Annotated in this window: 22 protein-coding genes and 1 pseudogene; 11 read left to right on the forward strand and 12 right to left on the reverse strand. The window is 62.1% G+C overall.

Annotated elements, in window-relative coordinates; genetic code table 11:
• Window positions 1–51 precede the first annotated feature (51 nt).
• From AC1D05_RS24555 to AC1D05_RS24595, 9 genes are all read left to right on the forward strand, one after another.
• The gene (locus tag AC1D05_RS24555) at window positions 52–462 is read left to right on the forward strand and encodes a DUF3088 domain-containing protein (protein ID WP_477444312.1); all 411 of its coding nucleotides are present in this window, start codon (window positions 52–54) and stop codon (window positions 460–462) included.
• Between the two features lie 184 nt (window positions 463–646).
• On the forward strand, window positions 647–1,633 hold the full coding sequence (locus AC1D05_RS24560) for an MsnO8 family LLM class oxidoreductase (RefSeq protein WP_477444313.1): 987 nt from the start codon (window positions 647–649) through the stop codon (window positions 1,631–1,633).
• Window positions 1,634–1,661: 28 nt separating this feature from the next.
• Window positions 1,662–3,008: an LLM class flavin-dependent oxidoreductase gene (locus AC1D05_RS24565; RefSeq protein ID WP_477444314.1), complete on the forward strand. Its 1,347-nt coding sequence runs from the start codon at window positions 1,662–1,664 to the stop codon at window positions 3,006–3,008.
• The gene (locus AC1D05_RS24570) at window positions 3,008–4,237 is read left to right on the forward strand and encodes a M20 aminoacylase family protein (RefSeq protein ID WP_477444315.1); all 1,230 of its coding nucleotides are present in this window, start codon (window positions 3,008–3,010) and stop codon (window positions 4,235–4,237) included. The genes AC1D05_RS24565 and AC1D05_RS24570 overlap by 1 nt, the downstream gene beginning before the upstream one ends.
• Window positions 4,234–4,758: a GNAT family N-acetyltransferase gene (locus AC1D05_RS24575; RefSeq protein ID WP_477444316.1), complete on the forward strand. Its 525-nt coding sequence runs from the start codon at window positions 4,234–4,236 to the stop codon at window positions 4,756–4,758. Before AC1D05_RS24570 ends, AC1D05_RS24575 begins: the two co-directional genes overlap by 4 nt.
• A gap of 186 nt (window positions 4,759–4,944) precedes the next feature.
• Window positions 4,945–6,747 (forward strand): amino acid ABC transporter permease/ATP-binding protein, encoded by a 1,803-nt coding sequence (locus AC1D05_RS24580; RefSeq protein ID WP_477444317.1) that lies wholly within the window; start codon window positions 4,945–4,947, stop codon window positions 6,745–6,747.
• A gap of 110 nt (window positions 6,748–6,857) precedes the next feature.
• A complete protein-coding gene (locus tag AC1D05_RS24585; RefSeq protein WP_477444318.1) occupies window positions 6,858–7,799 on the forward strand; it encodes an ABC transporter substrate-binding protein in 942 nt (313 codons plus the stop codon).
• 102 nt (window positions 7,800–7,901) lie between these two features.
• Window positions 7,902–8,840: an ABC transporter substrate-binding protein gene (locus tag AC1D05_RS24590; RefSeq protein ID WP_477444319.1), complete on the forward strand. Its 939-nt coding sequence runs from the start codon at window positions 7,902–7,904 to the stop codon at window positions 8,838–8,840.
• Window positions 8,841–8,877: 37 nt separating this feature from the next.
• Entirely contained in the window at window positions 8,878–9,993 is a 1,116-nt protein-coding gene (locus tag AC1D05_RS24595) for an LLM class flavin-dependent oxidoreductase (RefSeq protein WP_477444395.1), read from the forward strand.
• A 266-nt stretch (window positions 9,994–10,259) separates the two neighbouring features.
• Here the strand turns inward: AC1D05_RS24595 and AC1D05_RS24600 are convergent, their stop codons facing one another.
• The 10 genes and pseudogenes from AC1D05_RS24600 to AC1D05_RS24645 form a co-directional block, all read right to left on the reverse strand.
• Window positions 10,260–11,198 carry a homocysteine S-methyltransferase family protein gene (locus tag AC1D05_RS24600; protein WP_477444320.1) on the reverse strand — a complete coding sequence of 313 codons (939 nt, stop codon included), beginning with the start codon at window positions 11,196–11,198 and terminating at the stop codon, window positions 10,260–10,262.
• Between the two features lie 35 nt (window positions 11,199–11,233).
• On the reverse strand, window positions 11,234–12,082 hold the full coding sequence (locus AC1D05_RS24605; RefSeq protein WP_477444321.1) for an amino acid ABC transporter permease: 849 nt from the start codon (window positions 12,080–12,082) through the stop codon (window positions 11,234–11,236).
• Window positions 12,072–12,899, reverse strand: coding sequence for a transporter substrate-binding domain-containing protein (locus AC1D05_RS24610; protein WP_142887134.1), 828 nt, complete (start codon window positions 12,897–12,899; stop codon window positions 12,072–12,074). Before AC1D05_RS24610 ends, AC1D05_RS24605 begins: the two co-directional genes overlap by 11 nt.
• A 440-nt stretch (window positions 12,900–13,339) precedes the next feature.
• Complete coding sequence (locus AC1D05_RS24615; RefSeq protein WP_095774090.1) at window positions 13,340–13,546, reverse strand: LacI family DNA-binding transcriptional regulator; 207 nt, start codon at window positions 13,544–13,546, stop codon at window positions 13,340–13,342.
• A gap of 69 nt (window positions 13,547–13,615) precedes the next feature.
• A complete protein-coding gene (locus tag AC1D05_RS24620; protein WP_095774089.1) occupies window positions 13,616–14,644 on the reverse strand; it encodes an ABC transporter permease in 1,029 nt (342 codons plus the stop codon).
• 29 nt (window positions 14,645–14,673) lie between these two features.
• Complete coding sequence (locus tag AC1D05_RS24625; protein ID WP_477444322.1) at window positions 14,674–16,212, reverse strand: sugar ABC transporter ATP-binding protein; 1,539 nt, start codon at window positions 16,210–16,212, stop codon at window positions 14,674–14,676.
• A 76-nt stretch (window positions 16,213–16,288) separates the two neighbouring features.
• Entirely contained in the window at window positions 16,289–17,230 is a 942-nt protein-coding gene (locus AC1D05_RS24630) for a sugar ABC transporter substrate-binding protein (protein ID WP_477444323.1), read from the reverse strand.
• A gap of 134 nt (window positions 17,231–17,364) precedes the next feature.
• Window positions 17,365–17,876, reverse strand: a pseudogene (locus AC1D05_RS24635) (hypothetical protein).
• Window positions 17,877–17,906: 30 nt separating this feature from the next.
• The gene (locus AC1D05_RS24640) at window positions 17,907–18,707 is read right to left on the reverse strand and encodes a 3-methyl-2-oxobutanoate hydroxymethyltransferase (RefSeq protein ID WP_477444324.1); all 801 of its coding nucleotides are present in this window, start codon (window positions 18,705–18,707) and stop codon (window positions 17,907–17,909) included.
• Window positions 18,704–19,402 (reverse strand): hypothetical protein, encoded by a 699-nt coding sequence (locus AC1D05_RS24645; RefSeq protein ID WP_477444325.1) that lies wholly within the window; start codon window positions 19,400–19,402, stop codon window positions 18,704–18,706. Before AC1D05_RS24645 ends, AC1D05_RS24640 begins: the two co-directional genes overlap by 4 nt.
• Window positions 19,403–19,441: 39 nt before the next feature.
• On the opposite strand from AC1D05_RS24645, the gene AC1D05_RS24650 reads away from it, so the two are divergent.
• Window positions 19,442–20,473, forward strand: a complete 1,032-nt coding sequence (locus AC1D05_RS24650) for a LacI family DNA-binding transcriptional regulator (RefSeq protein WP_477444396.1) — start codon at window positions 19,442–19,444, stop codon at window positions 20,471–20,473.
• A 193-nt stretch (window positions 20,474–20,666) separates the two neighbouring features.
• A complete protein-coding gene (locus tag AC1D05_RS24655) occupies window positions 20,667–21,428 on the forward strand; it encodes a TIM barrel protein (protein WP_477444326.1) in 762 nt (253 codons plus the stop codon).
• A 125-nt stretch (window positions 21,429–21,553) separates the two neighbouring features.
• Here the strand turns inward: AC1D05_RS24655 and AC1D05_RS24660 are convergent, their stop codons facing one another.
• Both AC1D05_RS24660 and AC1D05_RS24665 read right to left on the reverse strand, forming a co-directional pair.
• Window positions 21,554–21,919: a helix-turn-helix domain-containing protein gene (locus AC1D05_RS24660; RefSeq protein ID WP_477444327.1), complete on the reverse strand. Its 366-nt coding sequence runs from the start codon at window positions 21,917–21,919 to the stop codon at window positions 21,554–21,556.
• 142 nt (window positions 21,920–22,061) lie between these two features.
• Window positions 22,062–24,503, reverse strand: a complete 2,442-nt coding sequence (locus AC1D05_RS24665) for a GcvT family protein (RefSeq protein WP_477444328.1) — start codon at window positions 24,501–24,503, stop codon at window positions 22,062–22,064.

Consider the following 24,503-nt stretch of genomic DNA (forward strand, 5'->3'; position numbering starts at 1 on the left):
TGCTTCACAAGGCACGCGCTTTGAAATGCCTGCCTTCGGCTGGGTCCGCCGATGCAAGTAAGCTTCGGCGTCCGAAACCTCCTCGAAGTGGAAATGCCGTTGCCATCCGCCAATTCAGAAAAACCCGCCCTGTTCCTGCTCTCCCCGGATTTCGAAGACGCCAAATTTCCGGGGCAGCGATTCTTCTGCCGCCACTCCGCCCTGGTGGAAGGCGTGTTGACCTCGTTTCCCAGGCTTGTCGATGCAATCGACATCAGACGGATCGCCTTCCCCCGGCCGCGCACCGATGTGGTGGAACTCATCGGCGAAGCCAATCAAGGGCTCCCCGTCCTGGTGCTGCCGTCGGGCGAGACCTCCCCTCACGCATCCGGCGAAGCCAATGGCCGCCAGTTCATTTCAGGGGCCGAGCGGATCATTGATGCCCTGGTCGGACGCGACCTCATCCCGCCGCCCCACCCATGATCCGGAGCCATGATGCGAAACCCGCTCACAGGCCGGACATTCCAAAGCCGGTGCCCGATGAGAAAGGGTTTTTCCCTCAACGGCTGAAACTCGGCATATAGTCTATAAAGTCTATAGACTATATGCATTACGATCTGCACCCAGGAAGTTCATGGCCCACGCGGCCGCCGAAGGTGGAGATCCCATGGCCTACGCGCTCAGCCTCCTCGACAAGAGCCCGCTCGCCCGTGGAGAAAGCGCAACAGATGCGCTGAAACGAACTGTAGCGCTTGCACAGCTTGCCGAACGGCTCGGCTACCGCAGGTTCTGGGTGGCCGAGCACCACAATGTGCCGGACCTCGCGAGTTCCTCGCCGGAAGTGCTGATTGCGTACCTGCTCGCCCACACCAGCCGGATCCGCATCGGCTCCGGCGGTGTCATGCTCCAGCACTACAGCCCCTACAAGGTCGCCGAGAATTTTCATCTGCTGGGGGCGCTGGCGCCGGGCCGCGTCGATCTCGGCATCGGCAAGGCGCCCGGTGGGCTGCCGTTGTCGACACGCGCCCTGCAAGGCAGAAGTGACCCGTCGCACAGCCGGGATTTCGGCGAGCAGATCGCCGAGCTTGGCGCCTATCTCGACGGCGCTGGCCCGGTCGAAGGGCTGAGCGCCACGCCGCGTCCGCCGGTCGCCCCGCAGCGCTTCCTGCTCGGCGCCAGCGTTGAAAGCGCGCTGCTCGCTGCTGCGCATCAATGGGAGTTCGTGTTCGCCCGCCATCTCAATGGCGACGACACCCTGCTCGATGACACCGTTGCGGCCTATCGGGCGCAGACCGGCCGCGCGCCGATCATAGCTGTCTCGGTCATTGTCTCCGAATATGCCGGCGAGGCCGAGGCGCAGGCCGACAAGATCAAGCTGTTCAAGGTGCATGTCCCCGGCGCCCAGAGCGTCACCGTTGGCAGCGAGGAACAAGCAAAGGACTATGCGCGCCAACTGGGCTCGGCCGAATACCGCATCGAGCCCAAGCAGCCGAGCGTGATCGCCGGAACGCCGGACCAGGTCCGCTCCGAACTCGACCGCCTGCATGCGCGCTCCGGCACCAGTGAATTCATCGTCGAGCCGGCCGTCGGCGGCCTGTGGCGGCTTGCCACCGCCGAGATGCTGGCGCGCGAGCGGCCGGCGGCCGCGGCCTGAAACAAACGGATCAAGGAGCTTTGCCGTCATGAGCAATCAGCGAATTCCCTTCGGCATCATGCTGCAAGGCCCGGGCGGGCACATGAATGCCTGGAAGCATCCGAGCGTTCCTGCTGATGCCAGCACCAATTTCGACTACTACGTGCGCATCGCGCAGCAGGCAGAAGCGGCTGGCATTGCCTTCGCCTTCGTCGCCGACGGGCTCTACATCAACGAGCAGTCGATCCCGCATTTCCTTAACCGCTTCGAGCCCATCGTGCTTTTGTCGGCGCTGGCGGTGGCGACAAAGAGCATCGGCCTCGTCGGCACGCTGTCCACCTCCTACAGCGATCCGTTCACCGTCGCGCGGCAGTTCGGATCGATCGACGTGGTCAGCGGCGGACGCGCCGGCTGGAATGCGGTCACCTCGCCACTCGAAGGCTCGGCGAAAAACTACGGCCGCGACAAGCATCCCGAACACGCGCTGCGCTACGAGATCGCCGCCGAGCACATCGAGATCGTCAAGGGCCTGTGGGATTCCTGGGACGACGACGCGTTCGTGCGCGACCGGCAGGCCGGCCGCTACGCCGATTTCTCCAGGATGCACCGGCTGAACTTCAAGGGCCGCTTCCATTCTGCCGAAGGGCCGCTCAATCTTGGCCGCTCGCCGCAAGGACAGCCCGTGCTGTTCCAGGCCGGCGGCTCCGATGACGGCATCTCGCTCGGCGGCCAGCACGCCGACGCCGTCTTTGCCAACGCCGCCGCCTTCGAAGAGAACCGCGAGCTATCGCGACGGCTCAAGGACAGCGCGGTCGCGCATGGCCGCTCGGCCGACCACATAAAAATCTTCCCCGGCATAGCGCCGATCGTCGGCTCGACGGAAGAGGAGGCCGAGCGCAAATATCGCGAGATACGCGACCTCGTCAGCGTTCACGAGGCGCTGCTCTATCTCGGCCGTTTCTTCGACCATCATGATTTCACTGCCTACCCGGTCGACGATCCGTTCCCCGAGTTGGGCGACATCGGCAAGAACAATTTCCGCTCCGCCACCGACCGTATCAAGCGTGTCGCCAGGGAGAAAAACCTCACGCTGCGGGAAGTCGCGCTGGACGCGGCGACGTCGCGCAACGAATTCATCGGTACGCCCGAAAAGATCGCCGACCAGCTGGTCCGCTGGGTCGATGGCGGAGCGGCCGACGGTTTCGTGCTGGGCTTCCAGGTCATCCCCTCCGGGCTCAACGATTTCGAAGCGCATGTGCTGCCCATTCTGGAAAAGCGCGGTCGCCACGCCCGCAGCCAGATCGGCACGACGTTGCGCGATCATCTCGGACTGCCGTTCAAGGAGAGCCGCTACGCGCAGGCTGCCTCTCCCGCGGCCACCGAGGAAGCCGCCTGATGACCTTTCAGGCTCCTCCGCGGTCGATCACGACCGAAGCGGCGATCCTCGACCACGCCGACGAGTTCGTCGCCCTGCGCCGCAAGCTGCACAGCGAGCCGGAGCTGGCCTACAAGGAGAAGAAAACCAGCGCGCTGGTTGCCGAACGTCTGCGATCCTGGGGCTACGAGGTCACTGAGGCCATCGGCGGCACAGGCGTGGTCGGCACGCTGCGCAACGGGCTCGGCGAGAAAAGCATCGGCATCCGCGCTGACATGGACGCCTTGCCGATCGTCGAGGCGACTGGCCTGCCCTATGCCAGCACCAATCCAGGGGTAATGCATGCCTGTGGGCATGATGGACACACCGCGATCCTGCTGGCAGCCGCCCGCCATCTTGCCGAGACGCGGGAGTTTTCGGGCACGCTGCGTCTGATCTTCCAGCCCGCCGAGGAAGGTGGCGCCGGCGCCAAGGCGATGATTGCCGACGGGCTGTTCGAACGCTTCCCGGTCGACGCCGTCTTCGGCCTGCACAATTGGCCGGGCGTGCCGGCCGGCCAGTTCGCCTTCCTCAGTGGTCCTGCGATGGCTTCCGTCGACCTCGCCATCATCCGCATCGTCGGCAAGGGCGGCCATGGCGCACGGCCCAGCCATGCCGTCGATCCGATCGTCGCCGCCGCATCGCTGGTGATGGCGCTGCAGACCATCGTGTCGCGCAATGTCGACCCGTTGGAGACGGCGGTGGTCACCGTTGGCACATTCAATGGCGGCATCGCCGCCAACGTGATCCCCGACAGCGTCGAGCTCAAAGTCACCATCCGGACGTTCAGCAAGACGGTGCGCGAGCAGATCCGCACGCGCATCATCGCGCTCGCCCAAGCACAGGCGCAAAGCTATGGCGCCACCGCCGAGGTCAACTATCCGCGCGGCTATCCCACCCTCGTCAATCACCCGCAAGAAACCGAATTCGCCCGCCAGGTGGCGCTTCGGCAGTTCGGCACTGAACGGATCGAGACCAATTTCCCGCTGATCACCGCCAGCGAGGATTTCGCCTTCATGCTCGAGGCGCGACCGGGCAGCTACCTCTTCGTCGGCAATGGCGACAGCGCCGACCTGCACAGTCCCAACTACGACTTCAACGACGACATCCTGCCTGACGCTGCGCGCTACTGGGTGACGCTGGTCCAGGACTATCTCGCCGCGAACGAGGCTCCGCGGACAAGCGAGCCGGCAACAGGGCCTACGCCATGACAGACAGCTTTCTCTACACGACCCCGATCGATCCGCGCGCCGCACCGCTCATCGAAGCGCTGACCTGGGAATACACGACCCGATACGGCGATCACTTTGGCGAACCCGGCGAGGAGATGCGTCGCTACCCCGCCGAGCTCTTCGCGCCGCCAAACGGGAATTTCCTGCTGTTGCTGCGCGACGGCGCGGCGATCGCCGGCGGCGCCTTCAAGCGCTATGACGAACGCACCGCCGAGCTCAAGCGCGTCTGGACGCATATCGACCTGCGCCGTCAGGGACTGGCACGCAAGGTGCTGGCCGAACTCGAACTGCAGGCGGCGCGCCAGGGTTACACCAGGCTCTATTTGACCACGGGTTTCCGCCAGCCAGAGGCCGCCGGCCTATATCTCAACGATGGCTACACAGCCCTGTTCGACACCGCCGTCGACCCGGAAATCCACGGCACGCTGCCCTTCGAAAAGGACATCAGCGCCCTGACCCAGGAATTCGGGCCGAACGCGCTTGAACGCAAGGCAAGCTGATCCAGCGATCAGGCGCGGCAACGCACCCACGAAATTCGAATAAGATAGATGATTAAACTACCGAACTCTAAAAATATAAAAACGAATGCCGCGTAATTTATCTTGTGGTCGCTAGGGTAATCCAGGTTTACTTATAAAGACAAAGTACTTCCTCGAAATACTACTCCATTGGAGCGACGGCGACCCATGACAGTGACGGCCGACATAGGCGAAGTAGCATCCGCTCGGAATAGACCGTTCACCGCGGACCGTCAGGGGTACAGAGTGGTACCGGCCAGACATCCCTGGCGCGTGATCGGCACCGTTGTCGCCGCCGTGGTCATTTTCTTCACGTTGCAATCGATCCTGACCAATCCGAGATGGGGTTGGGATGTCTTTGCCCGGTTCTTCCTCTCCGAACCCGTGCTGGTCGGCCTTGGCCGAACGCTGCTCCTGACGGTGCTCGCCTCCGCGCTCGGCTTTTTCCTGGGGACGCTGCTCGCTTTCGCCCGCGTCTCCGCCTCGCCGCTGCTGTCGGGCGTCTCGTGGGCCTATATCTGGCTCTTACGCTCCATCCCACTGATCGTGCTCCTGCTCGTCCTCAACAATCTCGGCTATCTCTATCCGACCATCGATGTCGGCGTGCCGTTCACCGGCCTTTTGTTTGCGCAGTACAACACCGTCGAGATGTTCACCCCGTTCTGGGTGGCGGTGGTCGGCTTGAGCCTCAACCAGGCCGCCTTCTCGGCCGAGATCATCCGCGGCGGCATTCTCTCCGTCGACCAGGGCCAGCATGAAGCGGCGGCGGCACTCGGCCTTTCGCGACGCCGGCAGGCGCTGAGCATCGTGTTGCCGCAGGCCATGCGCGCCATCCTGCCCAGCGGCTTCAACGAGATGATCGGCTTGGCCAAGTCGACCTCGATGGTCTACGTACTCGCTCTGCCCGAGCTCTTCTACACCGTCCAGGTCATCTACAAGCGCAATCTGGAAGTGATCCCGCTCTTGATGGTGGCGACCATCTGGTACCTGATCATCATGACCGTGCTGTCGATCATCCAACTCGGCATCGAGCGACGCTTTTCGCGCGGCGCCGTGCGCACGCCGTCCGGCCCGCTCCTGCCCAACCTGGTCACCTTCCTGTCCGGCCGCGGCGCCGCACCAGCGGCCAAGCCTGCGCCCTTCGTCCCGGCGCCAGCGACTGCGGTTCGCAAGCCGCTGGTTACCCCAAGTGAAAAACTAGCGCGGCGCGGTGTCGGGCGCATCGAAATCTGTGACGTCTCCAAGAGCTTCGGCGCGCTGACCGTCCTCGATGGCGTCGATCTCGATCTCGCTCCGGGATCGGTGACGGCGATCATCGGCCCGTCCGGTGCCGGCAAATCGACGCTGTTGCGCACCATCAACCATCTCGAGCGCACAGACACCGGATTCGTGACCATCGACGACGAGCTGGTCGGCTATCACCGCGAAGGCCATACGCTCTATGAACTCAAAGAAGCGGCCATCCGCCGCCGCCGCGCCGCCATCGGCATGGTGTTCCAGAACTTCAATCTCTTCCCGCATCTGACGGTGATCGAAAACATCATCGAAGCGCCTGTCTCGGTGCAGGGCGTTGCGCGCGCCGAGGCGATTGAGCTGGCAAGGGATCTGCTCGCGCGCATCGGCCTGCCGGAGAAGGCCGATGCCTATCCGCGCCATCTCTCAGGAGGCCAGCAGCAGCGTGTCGCGATCGCCAGGGCGCTGGCGCTGAAGCCGAAGGTGCTGCTGTTCGACGAACCGACATCGGCGCTCGATCCCGAGCTCGTCGGTGAGGTGCTCGATGTCATCAAGGAGCTGGCGACTTCCGGCACGACGATGGTGATCGTCACCCATGAGATCGGCTTTGCCCGCGAAGTCGCCGACACCATCGTCTTCATGGAAGGCGGCAAGATCCTAGAGGTCGGGACGCCGGCCAGGGTCTTCACCACGCCCGCCCACCAACGCACGCGCGAGTTCCTCGCCAAGGTTCTTTAGCGAGCGGAATTCCAGGAAAAACACGCCGGCGCCATGTGCGAACCGCCGGCCTTCCAGGCTCCCCGCCGGGGAGCATCGACCCCGCACGACCATCATGCAAGGAGAGACCCATGACTTTGTACAGGAAACCGCTATCCCTCGCCTTCGGCGCGGTCCTATCGGCCATTACCTTTGCCTCTGTCGCCCAGGCAGCGGAGTTCGATCTCACTCCCGAGCAGCCGGGCCGCATCCACACCAAAAAGAGCGACAAGGCGGCGGCGGCGATCTCGCCCAGTTTCAAATTCGCCAAGGAAGGCTATCTGACCGTCGCCACCCACCCGTGGGATCCGCCGGTCGGCACCTATGCGACCGACGCCAAAACCCCGGTCGGCACCGATCCTGATATCACCGTGCTGATCGCCGAGACGCTGGGGCTCAAGCTCGACCTCGTTCCAGTCGCCTGGGCCGACTGGCCGCTCGGCCTTGCCTCAGGGAAATATGACGCTGTCATCAGCAACGTGACGGTGACGGAAGAGCGCAAGGAGAAGTTCGACTTCTCGACTTACCGGCAGGACGTGCTCGGCTTCTATGTGAAGGCCGACAGCAAGATCACCTCGATCAAGGAGCCGAAAGACGTCGCTGGCCTGAGGGTGATCACCGGTGCCGGCACCAACCAGGAAAAAGTCCTGCTTGAATGGGACCGCGAGAACGTCGCGGCCGGGCTGAAGCCGATCGAGGTTCAGTACTATGACGATTCCGCCGCGAGTCAGCTCGCCATCCAGTCGGGCCGCGCCGATGCCGAATTCAATCCGAACGCCACGCTTGCCTACTCTGCCGCCGTCAGCGGCAAGACCAAGCTGGTCGGCATCGTCAGCGGCGGCTGGCCGCTGACCGCCGAGATCGCGGTGGCGACGCGAAAGGGCAGCGGCCTGGCCGACGCCATCACGATCGCCATCAACGAGCTGATCGCCAGCGGCAAATATGGTGAGGTGCTGAAGAAGTGGAGCCTGACCGCCGAAGCCATCGACCAGTCGCACACCAACCCGCCCGGCCTGCCGAAGCCGAACAGCTGAGCCGAAACACTGCGAAGGCGGACGCCATCGGCGTCCGCCTTCGCAGTCATGCCGGCGTGTCGACGACGTACCCGGACAACACAGCGAAAAATTGGAAATTCAATGTTCTTGAGAACCAAAGCGATCCCTGCCGTCATCGGCATTTCGGCGTTTTTGGCGACTTCCCTCGTGTCGCTCGCATCCGAGCCCTTCGACCTCAGCCCCGAACAATCCGCCCGTCCGCGCACCGAGAAGGATCCCGCCCTCATCGCGTCGATCCCGGCGCGTTTCAAATTTGTCGAGGACGGCGTCCTCACGGTTGGCATCGCTCCTGGCGGCACGCCACCGGTTGCCACTTATGCAACCGATGCGGCGACTGTCATCGGCGCCGATCCTGACATCGCCCAGCTGATTGCCGACAAGCTCGGCCGAAAACTCAATCTCGTCGCGGTGGCCTGGGAGGATTGGCCGCTCGGGCTGGTGTCAGGGAAATACGACGCCGTCATCAGCAATGTCGGCGTCACCGAAGAGCGCAAGCTGCAGTACGATTTTTCGAGCTACCGGCAGGGCCTGCACGGTTTTTATGTGAGGAACGACAGCCCGATCACCTCGATCAAGGAGCCAAAGGACATTGCCGGGTTGCGCGTCATCACCGATGCCGGCGCGATCCAGGAAAAGATCATCCTCGAGTGGAACAGGCGCAATGTCGAAGCCGGGCTGAAGCCTGTCGAGATCATCTATCTCGACGACACCGCCGCATCGAGCCTGGCAATCCGCTCGGGCCGCGCCGACACGATTTTCTCGATGAACTCGGTTCAGGTCTATCAGGCAGCGCTGACCGGTGAGACCCGTTCGGTCGGAACCGTCAATGCCGGCTGGCCGCTGACGACCGATGTCGGCGTCACCACCAAGAAGGGCAGCGGCATCGCCGAGGTCATCACCACGGCGCTCAACGAGGCCATCAAGGACGGGACTTACGCGAAGGCACTCGCAAGATGGAGCCTTTCGGCCGAGCAGATAGCCCAGTCACGGACCAATCCGCCTGGGTTGAAGAAGTACTAGGCGCCGGTATGGAAGGGAGGCAGCAGCCTTGACGACAATCTCGCACGGCATCCGCAAGCTCGCCTTTCTCACGCCCGGCAACTATCCGCACAGCGATCCGCATTCCGGGCTTGAGAAGACGCTCCAGCTGTTCGAGCTCGGCGAGCGGTTGGGTTACGACGGTGCCTGGGTGCGGCAGCGCCATCTCGAGCCGGGCATTTCGTCGGCAGCCGCCTTTCTGGCCGCCGCCACGCAGCGCACAAGCCGCATCGAACTGGGGACAGCCGTGATCCCGATCGGCTATGAAAGCCCCTATCGCCTGGCCGAGGACCTGTCGACGGTCGACGTGCTGTCGCGGGGCCGGCTGAATGTCGGCATGAGCGCCGGCTTCCCGCCGCATGCCGAGATCCTCGGGCCACTGGTCTTCGACAGCGACTGGCGGAGTTTCGATTTCTCGCATGGGCGCGTCTTGCGCTTCGTCAACAATTTGCGCGGCGATCCTATCGGCGAACCCGGCGCGATCATTGAATTTCCCGGCGGGCGCGTGCGCCCTCGCCTTCAGCCGCATGCACCCGGTCTCCTCGAAAGGATCTGGTACGGTGGCGGCTCGCTCCGATCGGTTGAATGGACCGGTCGCAACGGTCTCAACCTGCTGATCGGCAATGTCACGTCCGGCGAGGGAACCGACAATTTCTTTGAAGCGCAGCTGCACCAGTTGGAGACTTTCTTTGCCCAGCAAGGCGGCAGGCAAGCTCGCGTGGCGCTGGGCAGGGTGATCGTGCCGTTCGACAGCGCCGACGCACGCACCAGGAAACGCTATGGTGACTATGCGGCCGGACGCCACGAGCGCACCTTGAAGGCGCATGGCGAGCGGCGGACGCTTTTTGCCCGTGACATCGTCGGCACATCCGAACAGATACTGGAGCAACTGGCCAGTGATCCGGTCCTGGCCAAGGTGGAAGAGTTGCGGCTCGAACTTCCCTATGAATTCAAGCAGCACGAATATGAGCAGATCATCACGGACTTCATCGAGACTATTGCGCCGGCACTCGGCTGGCGGCGTTTAGGCCTGACGGCTTCGGCAGCACAGACCCCGCTGCAGCTCCCGACTGCGGTCTCACGAGACTTCGACGTGACACAACTGAATCCGCTGCCGATAGTTCCAGGCGATTGAGCGGGCGGATGAGCGGGCGGAAAGATTCTGGTCTGGGCGGTGTTTCCGGCATGGCCTGATTCTTTCACAACGGGGTGCGAAAGCGACAGGCGAGGTTTGGTTACAATCCATGCCCGTCAATCGCCGAGCAGTTCAAGATTCTCACTGCCTAAAAGGCCGTACGAGATAGCTGCTCGTCTGGGCGCAGTGTTGCTGTGGTGCCGGTCTGCCATGTTCTGACCTTCAGGCCGCTCAAAATTGCCCTTTCCGATCCGGCAACTGGGCGACTAGATGACGTCTTGGCCGGCTGACACAAGCTCGCGGCTTGCCTTGATCGCCGCGATATGTTCGGGGCCTATGCCGCAGCAACCGCCAACGATCGTTGCCCCCTGTTCCACCCAAAGCTTCACCCATTTGAGATAGTTTTCAGGGTCCAGATCCTTCCTGATTTCGGAAATCCCTGCATAGGGTGTTTCGGAAGGTGGTTCGGGCAGAAAGGCGTTGGCGTAGACGCCGAGCTCCACCTTACGATCGCCTGACGCCGAGATCACCTTGCGGGCCACGACAACCGCTTCGCCCATGACCTCCGGCTGACTACAATTGAACAAGATCCCTGATGCTCCGGCCTCAACCGTTGCCGCCACCGCGTCGGCGACCGGCTCGCCGGATCTGAGCTCCGGCGGGCCGGCTCGACCGTCCTCATCCTTCAGCGTGTAGGAGACAAAAATCGGCAAATGCGAGTTCTTGACCACCGCGAGCGCCGTCAATGCCTCGGCGGTGGAGCTTTGCGTCTCGATGAGCCAAAGATCGATGTGTGGAGCAAGCCCCGCGACCAAGCTCTTGAGGATACGCGGCGCCTCGTCGGGCTTGAAATTGCCGGGCCGGTAGCTTTCGAACAGCGGCGGCAGCGACCCCGCGACCCTGATGTCGCCAGGCACGCGGTCGGCGACTTCGCGGGCGATACGACCCGCGCGATCCGCAAGCGCTCGCCCCTCCTTTTCGAAACGCTCCCTGCCGATCATATGCGGCACCAGGCCGTAGGAATTGGTGGTGATGATGTCCGCACCGCTACCGGCAAATGCCATATGCGCCTTTGTCACGAAATCCGGTGCCTCGATCAGCGACAGCGCCGACCATTCAGGCAACCGAAACGGAGCGCCCAGGCGTTCCAGAAGACGGCCCATGCCGCCGTCCAGAATGGTGAAGTCGTTGAGGTGATCAGTCATGATTCAAGGTCCGTTGGATGTCAGCGAATGAGAAGCTAGGCGGCCCGGTAGCCGCGGCCGAATTTCACTTCAAGCCTATGCTGGACGAGCTCGAGCCCGATCGAGAGCGCCCAATAAAGCACGGCCGCGGTCAGCAGCATTTCCATGTAGTGGAAAGTTGCGCGGCCATAGGACTGGGCAAGGAAATTCAGCTCCCACAGACCCATGATCGACACCAGCGAGGAATCCTTCAGCATCGAAATGAAATGGGCTCCACCAGGCGGGATGATGACGCGCATGGCTTGCGGAGCGATGATCTTCCAGGCGATCACCTGCCGGGACAGCCCGAGCGCCAGGGCCGCCTCTCGCTGTCCACGATCCACCGAGGAGATGCCTGCCCGGATCGTCTCGGCAAGATAGGCCGCATAGTTCAGCGACAGGGCCAGAATACCGGAGGTAAACGCCGACAGAATAATGCCGAACTGCGGCAGCGCCAGGTAGATCAGCAAGACCTGCACCAACAACGGCGTGCCGCGAAAGAAAGACGCGTAGAATGTCGCCACGCCAAAGGCGACCGGATTGGTCGACAGGCGCCCGAGCGCGGTGAGTATTCCCGCGCTCACGGCAAAAATCATGGACAAGGCCGTCACCAAAAGAGTGAGCGCGACGCCCTGGACGAAGCCGTCTGGAGACAAGCGCAAGCCGAGCATGAACGGCAGCTTTTGGCGGATGAGGCCGAAGTCGAGACCGAGGCTGCCGAGCCCAATGCACAGCACCAGAAACAGCGTCGCCCAGGTCAGCCAGACCTTGAACCGGAAACTCCATTTCTGCGTGATCGGTTGAACACCCCGCGTGACCGCGACGAGGTCTGCAGCGAGACCCGCCGAGCCGGGTTCAATCGACATTTTTTGTGATGTCCACGCCGAACCATTTGTTCGAAATGGCGGCGAGCTTTCCTCCCGTCTTCAGTTCCACGATGACGCGTTTGACCTCCGCGTCCCATTCCGGATCGCCCTTGTCGGTGACGATGGCGTTCGGCTCGGCAAACAACGGATCGCCCAGCACCTTGAGCTTGCCCGTTGCGTCTATCTGACCCTTGGCGGTGCCGGCAGAAGCGACGATGGCGTCAAGGCGCACGCCCGGTCCGAGGGCCAGATTCTGGAAATTCACGGTCTCGTCGCCCGGCACGACCTGCACGTCATGGAAGGGAAACTCGATCGCCGGTTGGCCGGGAATGGTGAAGTTGCGATTGACGTAGGCTTCGTATGACGAGCCCGATCCGACGCCGACGCGCTTGCCGGAAATGTCCGCCACGGACTTGATGGTCTGCTCCTGGGAATTGACCACAAGCACGGCCGGAACGCTGTAGTAGATCACCGGAAAGTTCAGCACCTTGGCCCGGTCTTCGGTGGGCGTCGTCGATGTGATGCCAACATCCCAGCGACCGGCCCACTTGCCGCCGACAATGGTTTCCCACCCGGGCGATTCCAGCTTCAGCTTGGCGCCGAGCTTTTCGGCGAACGCCTTCGCCACGTCGACATCGAAACCGTCCAGTTCGTTCTTGTCGTTGATGAAGGCAAAGGGCGGATAGTCATTGACCAGGGCATCGACCACGACACCGGTCTTGTGAACCCGGTCGAGTGTCTCACCGGCCTGGGCTGCCGACGCCGCCAGGGACAGCGTCAACGCATAAGCAGCGATCTTCGAAACCGATATTTGCATGATTGGCCAAATCTCCTTGTTGAAGCAGAGATTTGCAGCAGTTCATCCGCGCCCTAAAGGTTGGATTTTTCAATTAATTTCGGCAATGACGAAAAACCATCCACCTTCTTTCAGCACCGCGCCATCGCGCCGACCGGATACAAGATCGACGAACTGACCGTCGACATCAAACGGGCAAAATCCTTTGACGTCGCCGGGTAACGGAGGGCTTGCGTTCTTGGCGCGGCTGAAGGCCGCGCCAATTGGCTTGTCGGCCCTTTCTCTCGCTTGCCTGTGCCAAAGACGGCTAGATCGAGAGCAGCAGCAATGACTCCGATCGTCTCATAGGAACCTTCTTTTTTCAAAAGCACTTGGGAGGCGATCAGTGATACTATCTGATCCGATCGCCTCATAACTTTTCGTCACGCCTGCGAACGCGCGTTCCCCTGCCGAAATTCCTGTCAGCTGCGATCGTCCATCCGCGCGAGGCTTATTTTCCGCTCATTGATCCTGCGGACCGCATCCATGACTGTCCGCGAAGCAGATGACGAGACGTTTGATTGCCCCTTCAGGACGCGGTGCACAGTGCCGACGCCAACGCTCGCCGCCGCGGCAATTTCCTTGATGGTTCCCAGCCGTTCGATCCCGATCGCCGGTTCGTATGTCATGTTTAACTCTCCTCGCCACAATGAGAAACGGGTGGCGGCTGCGCAGCCGCGGCTGCGCAGCCTCCTGCATCACGTCTTGCGGCTCTTCTGGCGATAGACGTCGGCAATCACGGCGGCGATAATGATCAGGCCCTTGATGATCTCCTGATAGAAAGCATCGACGCGCAGGAAGGTGAAGCCCGACATCATCGTGCCGAGAATGATCGTGCCGATCACCGTGCCCGTGATGCGGCCGACGCCGCCGGTCAGCGAGGTGCCGCCGATCACCGCCGCGGCAATTGCGTCAAGTTCGTACATCACACCCATTCCGGCCTGCGCAGTTTGCGCGCGCGATGCGGTGACGATGCCGGCGACGCCCGCGAGCAGACCAGCGACGGCATAGACCTTTATCAGGTGGCGCTCGACGTCGATGCCGGAGACACGTGCGGCCTGCACATTGGCGCCGATGGCGTAGGTGAACTTGCCATAGCGCGTATAGCGCAGCGCCACGTGGAAGATCACGGCGACTACCAGAAAAACCACCACCGGCCAGATGCCCGAGCCGATGAAGTTGAACTGGTCGGTCAGCCCCGACACCGGTTGACCCTTGGTGTACCACTTGCACAAGCCCCGCGCGGACACCATCGTGCCCAGCGTCGCGATGAAGGGCGGGATCTTGGTGTAGGCGATCAGCGCTCCGTTGAACACGCCAGCGAGCAGGCCGACTGCCAGTCCGACCAGGATCGGGATGACAAACGGCAAGTCGGTGAGCGAGGGATAGAGTGCTTTGGTCCAGGCCGACGATTGCGCCAGGCTGGCCGCGATCATGGCAGTCAGGCCAACCATGGAACCCGACGACAGGTCAATGCCGCCGGTGATGATGACCTGGGTGACGCCCACCGCAATGATGCCGATGACCGAGACCTGCAGGATCATGATCTTCAGGCGTTGCGCATTCATCAGGAAGCTCTGGCCGACGAAAATCCAGCCGAGCAGTTCGAACACCAGTGCAATTCCAAGCAAGATGAGAAGGATGTTCGCTTCGACCGGCAGTCGGCGCCTGTTGGCCCCGATCCCAGTGAAAACGGCGGGTCCCGGCAATGTGCTGTTCGTTGACATGTTGTATCCTCCCTAGTTGTGTTTGGGTCCTATTTCGAAGCCAGTTCCATGATCTTGACCTGTGTCGCCTCCGCCCGATCGAGAATCCCCGTGACGTGTCCTTCGTGCATGACCAGGATGCGGTCGCTCATGCCAAGCACCTCGGGCATTTCCGACGAGATCATCATCACCGCCACGCCATCGCGCGCGAGTTCCGTGACCAAGCGATGAATCTCGGCCTTGGCGCCGACGTCGATGCCGCGTGTCGGCTCGTCGAGGATGAGAATCCTCGGCTTGGTCAGGAGCCAGCGCCCAATCAACACCTTCTGCTGGTTGCCGCCGGACAGGTTTTCGATGCGTTGCGCGAGATTTGGCGTTTTGACGCGCAGCGTTTCGCTCATCAGCGTGCAGGCGCTGGTGATGCCCTTTTCGGCCACGAAGCCGCGTGACACGTAGTCTTGCTGCAGGACGGCGATCTGCATGTTCTCGAGGATGTCGAGGATGAGCAGGCAACCGGTTTCCTTGCGGTCCTCGGTCAGCAGCGCCATGCGGTGACGAATTGCGACGTTCGGCGACGAGATGGTCACCGGCTTGCCGTGGATCTCTATGGAACCCGAACTCGCCGGCGTCACACCGAAGATCGCTTCGGCGACGTTGGAGCGGCCCGAACCCACCAGTCCGGCGACGCCCAGGATTTCGCCGGCGCGGATATCGAAGGAGACGTCGGTGAAGACCCCGGCGAGCGTCAGGTTCTTCACAGACAGCACGACCTCGCCGATCGGGACTTCCTCCTTCGGAAACATCTGTGTGATCTCGCGCCCCACCATCATGCGGATGATGTCGTCACGGGTCACATCACTCGAAAAGTGCGTGCCGATGTAGCGGCCGTCGCGGAACACCGAGAACTCGTCGGCGATCTCGAACAGCTCGTTCATCTTGTGGGTGATGTAGATAATGCCTTTGCCTTGCGCTTTCAGGTCGCGGATGATGGTGAACAGGTGGGAGACCTCGCGCTCGGTCAGCGCCGATGTCGGTTCGTCCATAATCAGCACGTCAGATTCGTAGGAGACGGCCTTGGCGATCTCGACCATCTGCCGGTTGGCGACGGTGAGATCGCGCACCTGCACCTGCGGATGGATGTTGATGTTGAGCCGCCGGAACAGATCCGCCGTCATCCTGTTCATTGTGGTATGGTCGACGAGGCCGAAGCGATTCAGTGGCTCGCGCCTGATCCAGATGTTCTCCGCCACCGTCATGTAGGGCATCAGGTTCAGTTCCTGATGGATCATGGCGATGCCGTTCTCGAGTGCGTCCAGCGGCGACTTCAGCTGGATAGGCTTGCCGCGCAGATGCAATTCACCGCGGTCGGGATGATAGATGCCGGCGATGATCTTCATCAGCGTTGACTTGCCCGCGCCGTTCTCGCCCATCAGTGCATGAACCGTTCCGGGCCGCAGCCTGAACGACACGTCGTCCAGTGCAACGACGCCGGGAAATTCCTTGCGCGCGTTCTCGATGGTCAAAAGATATTCGGAACCTGCGGCCGAAGCCCTGTCGCGGGCGGCGGCCGGTGTCGATGCACTGCTCATGGCGTGCTCCTCCTCCTGGGGGTGATTTTCGGCTGGGCGCGCGGATGCGCGCCCAGAGAGTTTTGGCCAAGCAGGATCAGTTCTTGCTCTGGTAGGTCGCCAGATTGGCCGGCGTTACCAGCTCGAACGGCACGAAGACCTTCTGGTCGACCTTCTCGCCCTTGGCGAGCTTCAGCGCCGCGTCGACCGAACCAAGGCCCTGGCCGGCGGCGTTCTGGAACACGGTGACGTCGAGGTCGCCGGCAGCCATCACGGCAAGCGCATCCCCGGTTGCGTCGACCCCGCCGACTAGCATCGTCTTCATGTCGATTCCGGCGGCCTTCATCGCCTGGATGGCGCCGATCGCCATCTCGTCATTGTTGGCGACGACTGCGTCGAACTGGATGCCGGCCGACAGCCAGTTGCTGACTAGGTCGGTGCCCTGGGTGCGCGACCAGTTGGCGGTCTGCTCCTCGACGATCTTCATGAAGGAGCATTCGGGCATCGCGATCACGTCGTGGATGTCCTGCGTGCGCTGGCGGGCCGCCTGGTTAGACAGTTCACCCATCATCACCACGATGTTCGCTTCGGTCTTGCCGGCTTCCTTGAGCAGCCGGCAGATTTCCTTCGTTTCCAAAGTGCCCGACTCGACCTCATTCGACGCGACGAACGCCTGCTTCTCCGGCAGTTTGTCGACGTTGACCGGTTGGCGGTTGACATAGACCAGAGGAATGCCTGCATCGGCCGCGATCTTCGACATCGCCGTTGTCGCGTCCGTGTCGACCGGGTTGACGATGATCGCGCTAACGCCCGAAGCGATGAAGTTCTGGATCTGGCTCTGCTGCTTGGCAACGTCGTTTTGTGCGTCCTCCACCTGTAGCGTCACGCCGTTAAGCGTCTTGGCATAATCGATCATGCCGTTGCGCAGAACGGTCAGGAAGTTGTCGTCGAACTGCGCCATCGATACGCCGATGTTCTCAGCCAGTGCCGAGGTTGTCGTCAGCGCCGAGATTGCGGCGCCCAGAATCAGTTTCTTCATGTCAGTTCCTCCATTTTAAGGCGTCCGGTGCGCCCGATCCTCCCGGAACTCCCCCAGTTCGGGGGTCGTATCGAAACGGCAAGTGCCTCAGCGCCAAGGCCTCGGTGGCAGTTTTGCCGTGACGAATTCCATGTTCACCCGCGTCCGCGCCTCCAAGGTTGGAAGACGATCGTCTTGTGGCCGTTGAGGATGACGCCGGTCTTCAGATGCAGCTTGACCGCACGCGCCAGTACCCTGCTTTCGATGTCGCGGCCGACCGCCACGAAATCCTGCTCTCTCATCGAGTGCGTCACGCGTTGGGTCCCCTGGTCGATGCCACAACCTCGGCGTTCAGCCATCCGACCCTGGTCTGGGAGAGGATGTGCAGGAGTGCGTGGTCGAACTTCGAGACCATGACGACGATCGACAAGCGTGGCCTTCATGCCGAAGCGCTCGATAGGCGATTTCAGCCCCCCTTCGATATCGTCCTTTACCGCACCGGTCGGTGCCGCGACGGCGATCCGCAAGAAGCGGCTTGTCTGGCGCTCCAGAACTGGTTGCACTTGGCAATGTTGGCGCCCATCGCCGCAAGTTGGGTGGTGACGCCTGCCACGGTGCCGGGGTGGTCGTCGCACGAAAGGCTGAGTACGGGGATCTTGTCCGCCACGGTGTGATCGCTTTGGGGCGCAATGAGCGTTCATGAGACAGGCAGGCCATCGAAAAAGCGGCGCAGTTCGCCCGCTTCGATACCGACGACGTGGCGCTGCTCGGGGTAGGTGCCGCTGCGCACGTCGGCGGCGAACTCGGAGAACGCCGCGATGCGCTCGCGCTGCAGACGGTCCAACTCGGCTGCGAAGTTGCGATAGGCCTTGGCGTGCCTGGGCACGTGGCCGCGATTTTGGCCCAATAGGTCGTCCCCGAAAAGATATTGGCAATCGCAGCCGGTTCCAGCACCCATGGAAACCATGAACAGTGACGTGCGCTCGCTGATGGCGGCCGCGACCTCGGCCGGCACGACCTCGATTTCCGCGCCGAAGGCGCCGGCCGCTTCGTATGCCTTGACCGCGTCGAATATTTTGAGAGCGCTTTCGGCCGACTTGCCGACCGCCTTGAAGCCGCCTGTCCAGGTGGCCCGCGACGGGATCAGCCCGAGATGGCCGATTACAGGTATGGCTTCGTCAGCGAGCCGCTTCACGGTGGCCAGGCTGGCGCTGCAATAGACGGCGTCGGCGCTCGCCTTATAGAGCGCGAAAGCCCAGCGCACAAAATCGTCCGCCGTGCCGACTTCGAAGAAATTGACGCCCGGCACCGCAAACAGGCTTGGCGCAACCTCGCGGAAATGGGGAAGAACCATCATCTCCGGCGGCACCGAGACCATGTCGACGCCGGCTTTCTCGGCAGCCTCCAACTCTTCCAGCGTCTCCACGCGGATCATCGTGAACTGGTACTTGCCTTTCATGGCGCGGATATCCGCTACTGTCGGTCTCTTCCTGCTCATCGGCTGCCCCTCCCATTTTGCGTAATCATGCCGCCAGCAACGCCTTCGTTTTCACGTCCAGCGACGTCAGTTTCGAGGGTCCGGCGGCCTGCTTGATGCCAGGCGAATGTCGAGGGCCACGGCGTGGCCTGGGCCGATGCCGCTCGCCGAAGGCAGATGTCCGTCCGCCGCCTGCCGCAGGCCTCAATCCAATCGGTCACCTTCGTCTGCGCGGATCTTGTCTGGGTCGACGTTCGGAGGCGGCGGCGGACCGCCGCCTCCGTAGCCTTGGGAGGCTGGTGGTCCGAGGCAACCTTGGTTTCGGGCTGGAACTGTTCGCGATGCGGCCGCGCCATCGGCGGCAGATCGCGCTTGATGAAGCAGTCTTCGTTGCGCCACTGGCGCAGGAAGGCCTGGATCATTTCGCGGCAGCCGGTCGGGGGGAACGGCGACAGCTGGTCGCGTTTGATCTGACAGTTCAGCTTCGGCAGCGCATGGCACGACCCCATCGGAACCGTGTGTTGCTCACCGGCGCGCTGCGCTTCGCGCCCTATCAGAACCCAGTCTCGTTTCGTCGGCCTATAGTCTTTGGCTGCGACGGCTGCACTGATCATGACCTTCCTTTTCAGGCTGGAACCAAGACTGATAAGCTTTCCTGCAAGAGAACTACCAAATTCAATCATTTCCATCAACACCACTTGCAATTTTTCTATCATCTACTATCATTCATTCGAAATCCTCAAAAGGAGACTGCCTTGGCCAAGCGCCCAACGGTTTCGGATTTGGCCCGGGCATCCGGGGTCAGCGTGGCGACGGTCGACCGGGTTTTGAACAACCGCCTTCCCGTGCGCGAGGAGACAGCGCAGCGGGTCTATGAGGCGGCGACCGTTATCGGCTACCACGCCGTAACCCTGATCAAGCAGCGGATCCGCCAAGATCTCCCGGAATACCGGCTGGGCTTTCTTCTGCAGAAGCCTGAGCAGCATTTCTACCAGGAGTTCGCGCGCGAGTTGGAGGCCGCGACGACCCATGCGCCGCGCTTCCGCGGAATTCCGGTTATCGATTTCTGGTCGAGCCAGGCTCCCGAGGACATTGTTGTTCATCTGGAGAAACTGGCAGCAAAAACGAATGCCATTGCATTGGTTAGCCCCGATCATCCCACGATCACGGTCGCTGTGGAGAGCTTGAAGGCCCGCGGGATTCCGGTGTTTTCACTTCTGTCCGATTTCGCTCCAGGCGTTCGCGAAGGCTATGTGGGCCTCAACAACCGCAAGGTAGGACGCACCGCCGCGTGGATGATCGCGCAATGCGCCAGGCGGCCGGGCAAGGTCGCGGTGTTTGTCGGCAGCCATCGCTTTCACGGCCAAGAGTTGCGCGAGATCGGCGTGCGCGCCTATTTTCGGGAGCATGCGCCGGATTTCACTGTGCTTGAGACGCTGGTCAATCTTGAAACGGCCGGTCTTACCCACCAGGCGATGCTCGACCTGCTCGAAAGGCATCCCGATCTCGTCGGATGCTACATAGCCGGTGGCGGCATGGAGGGCGCTATCACGGCAGTGAGGACGGCCATGCCTGCCCAGCCCCCGGTCTTGATCTGCAACGAGATAACGCCCGAGTCACGCGCTGCACTCGCCAACAACATCATCACCATGGTGCTCGCAACGCCGCTGGCCCGGCTGAGCAGCGATCTCGTCAATCTCATGGCGCATGCCATCCAGGACGGCGCCGCCAACGCGCCGGGACAGACTTTCCTGCCCTTCGACATCCACGTGCCGGAAAATATCTAGAGGTACCTGCGATAGAATCTATCATGGATGATAGAAACTCATCACGACGAGTTGACTGTATCCTGCCGCCGGATGATGGGATCGGCAGCCGCGCCGGTGAAATGACCGGCATCAAAACGGGAGGGGATATCGGATGCCAACTGCTCGATTGCCGTCGTTCGCACTCAACCATATGGTAGCGCCCTCGCTGCGCATGGACGCGTTCTTCGCGCTCTGCCGCAAGGTGGGTGCGGCGCAGGCGGAGATCCGCAACGATCTTGCAGGCAACGCCATCATGGACGGCACGCCCGCAGCCGAAATCGGCGGCCAGGCCCGCAATGCGGGAGTGTCCCTGATCAGCATCAACGCGCTGCAACGCTTCAACGAATGGACGCCGGCCCGCGAGGCCGAGGCGATCGAACTCGCCGACTATGCGCAGGCCGCAGGCGCGGCAGCGCTGGTCCTCGTTCCGGTCAACGATGGCTCGGGACGGGCGGACGGGGAACGTCAGAAGAACGCAAGGACTGCCCTTCGAGGCCTGAAGCCGATCCTGAGCGACCGCGGCGTGGTCGGCCTGGTCGAGCCGCTGGGCTTCGCCATCTGCTCCCTGCGCTCCAAACGAGAGGCAGCGGACGCCATCGCGGACATCGACGGCGTGGGCCCCTTCGGGTTGGTGCACGATACATTTCATCATTTCCTCGCTGGCGAGCCGGCGCTGTTTGCGGAGATGACCGGCCTCGTCCACATTTCGGGTGTCGCCGATGAGGAGGTGGGGGTCGATGACATGCGCGACCCGCATCGCGTGCTCGTGGATGAGAAAGACCGCCTCGACAATATCGGCCAGATCCGTGCATTGCAAAGCGCGGGCTACGCCGGCCCCCTCTCCTTCGAGCCATTCTCGCCGGCCGTCCATGAACTCGGTGACCCCGCGCGTGCGCTCGCCAACAGCATCGCTTTCATTCAAGCCCGGCTGTAAGCGATGTGTTGCAACGTTTTGATTGCCGGCGCTATGGCACATTGCTTTTGGGCCGCAAGCGGCCTGACAGCTCACAGGAAGAGGTCATGGTCATTCCGCTTTAGACCAGTAGCCATCCTTTCCCGCTAGTCGTGGTAGAGTTTGTCTCGGAGACGCACAAAAATACCAGTGAAAGTGCCAACCACCGTGCTGCCGCCATTGTCGGCACGATAGTTGTCCGAACAGATGACCATGGCGATTTGGCTGAACGGCTCAGTAAAAAGACGGTGTCCCTGTCCAGCGCCCACAAATGTGTCGGCACTCAGACCCGACCAGTGGAATAGCCGAGCCAGGTTCTCGACATCTGGCCTTTGTCCCTGCGCCATAAGGATCAGTGTTGAAGCGCTGACTCCAGACAGGTCAGCGACTTGCTTCCAGTTCAGTTTTCTATCTGACTTCTTTCGATCCAGCGCCTTCAAAAACGCCTCTGTGTTGAACTCAGATCGCGTCATCCAGTCCACTCTTTCAAACAAGGTATGAATCTACATCGACTTTCGAGCTCAACGCACGAAGACGAGCCTTGTTGGAGAAGAAGCATGCCCATACCAACCTAGGTCTCCCGTTCGGCTATTCAACGTCGAGCAGTGGACCGCGCTACACCCTCGTCCGCTCGGACTTCGGATCATACATCGGCTTCAGCGATGCTTCTGCCGCAAAACGCTCGCCGGCAATCTCGATCTCGTAGGACGAGGCAAGCACATCGGCCTCGCTTTCGCCGGGGCATGGCACATAGCCGAGCCCAATCGCGCTGCCGAGATGATGGCCGTAATTGCCCGAGGTGATCGGGCCGACGATCTTGCCGTCGCGCAGGATGGCCTCATTGTGGAAGAGCAGGGGTTCAGGGTCTTTCAGCCGGAACTGCACCAGCCGGCGTGAGAGGCCTGTTTCCTTCTTCTTCAGCACCGCGTCGCGGCCGATGAAGCCGCCCTTGGCGGTTTTGACCGCAAAGCCGAGGCCGGCCTCCAGCACATTGTCCTCGTCGGTGATGTCGTGGCCGAAATGGCGGAAGGCTTTTTCGATGCGGCAGGAATCCAGCGTATGCAGGCCGCAGAGTTTCAGGCCGACATCCGCGCCGGCCTCGTCGATCGCCTCGAAGACATGTGCCGCCTGGTCGGTCGAGACATAGAGCTCCCAGCCGAGTTCGCCAACATAGGTGACGCGGTGCGCGCGGGAGAGGCCCATGCCGATCTCGATCTCCTGGAAGGTGCCGAACGGATTGTTCTCGTTGGTGAAATCGTTGGGACTGACCTTCTGGATCAGCTTTCGAGCATCCGGACCCATCAGGCAGAGCACGGCCTCGGCGGCCGTGACATCGGTGATGACGACGAATTCCTCGCCGACATGCCGGCGCAGCCAGGCGAGATCCCGCTGCAGCGTCGCGCCCGGCACGACGAGGAAATACGCCGTATCCGACAGCCGCGACACGGTGAGGTCGCTCTCGATGCCGCCGCGCTGGTTGAGCATCTGGGTGTAGACGATCTTGCCCGGCGCGACGTCCATGTCGTTGGCGCACAGTCTTTGCAGGAAGGCACAGGCGTCGCGGCCCTCGACGCGGATCTTGCCGAACGAAGTCATGTCGAACAGGCCGACGCCGTTCCTGACCGCGAGGTGTTCTTCGCGCTGGTTGTCGAACCAGTTCTGGCGCTTCCAGGAATAGCGGTATTCGCGCTCCTGGCCTTCACGGGCAAACCAGTTGGCGCGCTCCCAGCCGGCGACTTCGCCGAAGACGGCGCCGCGCGCCTTCAGATGCTCGTGCAGCGGCGAACGCCTGACATTCCTCGAGGTCGCCATCTGACGATAGGGGAAATGGTCGGCATAGAGCAGGCCGAGCGTTTCGGAGACGCGCTCCCGGAGATAGCGGCGGTTCTTCTGGAACGGCTGGGCGCGGCGGATGTCGACTTCCCACAGGTCGAAGGGCGCTTCGCCATCATTGATCCACTGCGCCAGCGCCATGCCGGCGCCGCCGGAGGAGACGATGCCAATCGAATTGTAGCCGGTCGCCATCCAGTAGCCGGACAGTTCCGGCGCCTCGCCGAGATAGTAGCGATCGTCGGGCGTAAAACTCTCCGGTCCGTTGAAGAAGGTGTGGATGCCGGCGGTTGCCAGCATTGGCATGCGGTTGACGCCCATTTCGAGGATCGGCTCGAAATGCTCCATATCCTCGGGCAATTGATCGAAGCAGAAATCCTCGCGGATACCCTCCATGCCCCATGGCTTGGCCGCCGGCTCGAAGGCGCCTAGCATCATCTTGCCAGCATCTTCCTTGTAGTAGGCGCATTCATCGGGAACACGCAGCACCGGCAGGCGGCCCAGACCGGGGATCGGCTCGGTGACGAGATAAAAGTGCTCGCAGGCGTGCAGCGGGATGGTGACGCCGTTCTGTGCGCCTAGTTCGCGCGCCCACATGCCGGCGCAGTTGACGACGATGTCGGCTTCGATCGTGCCTTGTTCCTCGCCCTGTGCCCAGGACACGCCCGTGACGCGGCCGGCCTTGCTGTGGACCTTGGTGACCTTCACATTCTCGACGATGGTGGCGCCGCGCTGGCGCGCCCCCTTGGCCAAGGCCATGGCGATGTTGGCGGGGTCGCATTGGCCGTCGAGCGGCAAATGCACGGCGCCGACAACGTCAGCCACATTGAGATGCGGATACATCTGTTTGACTTCGTTGGGTGAAATTTCGCGGACATCGACATCGAAGGCGCGAGCGAGCGATGCCTGCCTGTAAATCTCGTGCTTGCGCTCCTCGGTCAGCGCCACGGTGATGGAGCCGACCTGGCGCATGCCGGTGCCGACCTCGGTCTCGGCTTCCAGCTTGACGTAGAGGTCGGCCGAATATTTGGCCAGGCGCGTCATGTTCTGCGAACCGCGCAGCTGGCCGATCAACCCGGCGGCATGCCATGTCGTGCCCGAGGTCAGCTGCTTGCGTTCCAGCAGCACGATGTCGGTCCAGCCGAGCTTGGCCAGGTGATAGGCGACCGAACAGCCGGAGACGCCGCCGCCGATGATCACGGCGCGAGCTTTGGACGGAACAATCAA

This window comes from Mesorhizobium sp. P2_E9 (genome assembly GCF_056403815.1).

Coding starts and splice junctions, on each gene's coding strand:
- AC1D05_RS24555 (WP_477444312.1), top strand. CDS start 52: ATGCAAGTAAGCTTCGGCGTCCGAAACCTCCTCGAAGTGGAAATGCCG.
- AC1D05_RS24560 (WP_477444313.1), top strand. CDS start 647: ATGGCCTACGCGCTCAGCCTCCTCGACAAGAGCCCGCTCGCCCGTGGA.
- AC1D05_RS24565 (WP_477444314.1), top strand. CDS start 1,662: ATGAGCAATCAGCGAATTCCCTTCGGCATCATGCTGCAAGGCCCGGGC.
- AC1D05_RS24570 (WP_477444315.1), top strand. CDS start 3,008: ATGACCTTTCAGGCTCCTCCGCGGTCGATCACGACCGAAGCGGCGATC.
- AC1D05_RS24575 (WP_477444316.1), top strand. CDS start 4,234: ATGACAGACAGCTTTCTCTACACGACCCCGATCGATCCGCGCGCCGCA.
- AC1D05_RS24580 (WP_477444317.1), top strand. CDS start 4,945: ATGACAGTGACGGCCGACATAGGCGAAGTAGCATCCGCTCGGAATAGA.
- AC1D05_RS24585 (WP_477444318.1), top strand. CDS start 6,858: ATGACTTTGTACAGGAAACCGCTATCCCTCGCCTTCGGCGCGGTCCTA.
- AC1D05_RS24590 (WP_477444319.1), top strand. CDS start 7,902: ATGTTCTTGAGAACCAAAGCGATCCCTGCCGTCATCGGCATTTCGGCG.
- AC1D05_RS24600 (WP_477444320.1), bottom strand. CDS start 11,198: ATGACTGATCACCTCAACGACTTCACCATTCTGGACGGCGGCATGGGC.
- AC1D05_RS24605 (WP_477444321.1), bottom strand. CDS start 12,082: ATGTCGATTGAACCCGGCTCGGCGGGTCTCGCTGCAGACCTCGTCGCG.
- AC1D05_RS24610 (WP_142887134.1), bottom strand. CDS start 12,899: ATGCAAATATCGGTTTCGAAGATCGCTGCTTATGCGTTGACGCTGTCC.
- AC1D05_RS24615 (WP_095774090.1), bottom strand. CDS start 13,546: ATGACATACGAACCGGCGATCGGGATCGAACGGCTGGGAACCATCAAG.
- AC1D05_RS24620 (WP_095774089.1), bottom strand. CDS start 14,644: ATGTCAACGAACAGCACATTGCCGGGACCCGCCGTTTTCACTGGGATC.
- AC1D05_RS24625 (WP_477444322.1), bottom strand. CDS start 16,212: ATGAGCAGTGCATCGACACCGGCCGCCGCCCGCGACAGGGCTTCGGCC.
- AC1D05_RS24630 (WP_477444323.1), bottom strand. CDS start 17,230: ATGAAGAAACTGATTCTGGGCGCCGCAATCTCGGCGCTGACGACAACC.
- AC1D05_RS24640 (WP_477444324.1), bottom strand. CDS start 18,707: ATGAGCAGGAAGAGACCGACAGTAGCGGATATCCGCGCCATGAAAGGC.
- AC1D05_RS24645 (WP_477444325.1), bottom strand. CDS start 19,402: ATGATAGAAAAATTGCAAGTGGTGTTGATGGAAATGATTGAATTTGGT.
- AC1D05_RS24655 (WP_477444326.1), top strand. CDS start 20,667: ATGGACGCGTTCTTCGCGCTCTGCCGCAAGGTGGGTGCGGCGCAGGCG.
- AC1D05_RS24660 (WP_477444327.1), bottom strand. CDS start 21,919: ATGACGCGATCTGAGTTCAACACAGAGGCGTTTTTGAAGGCGCTGGAT.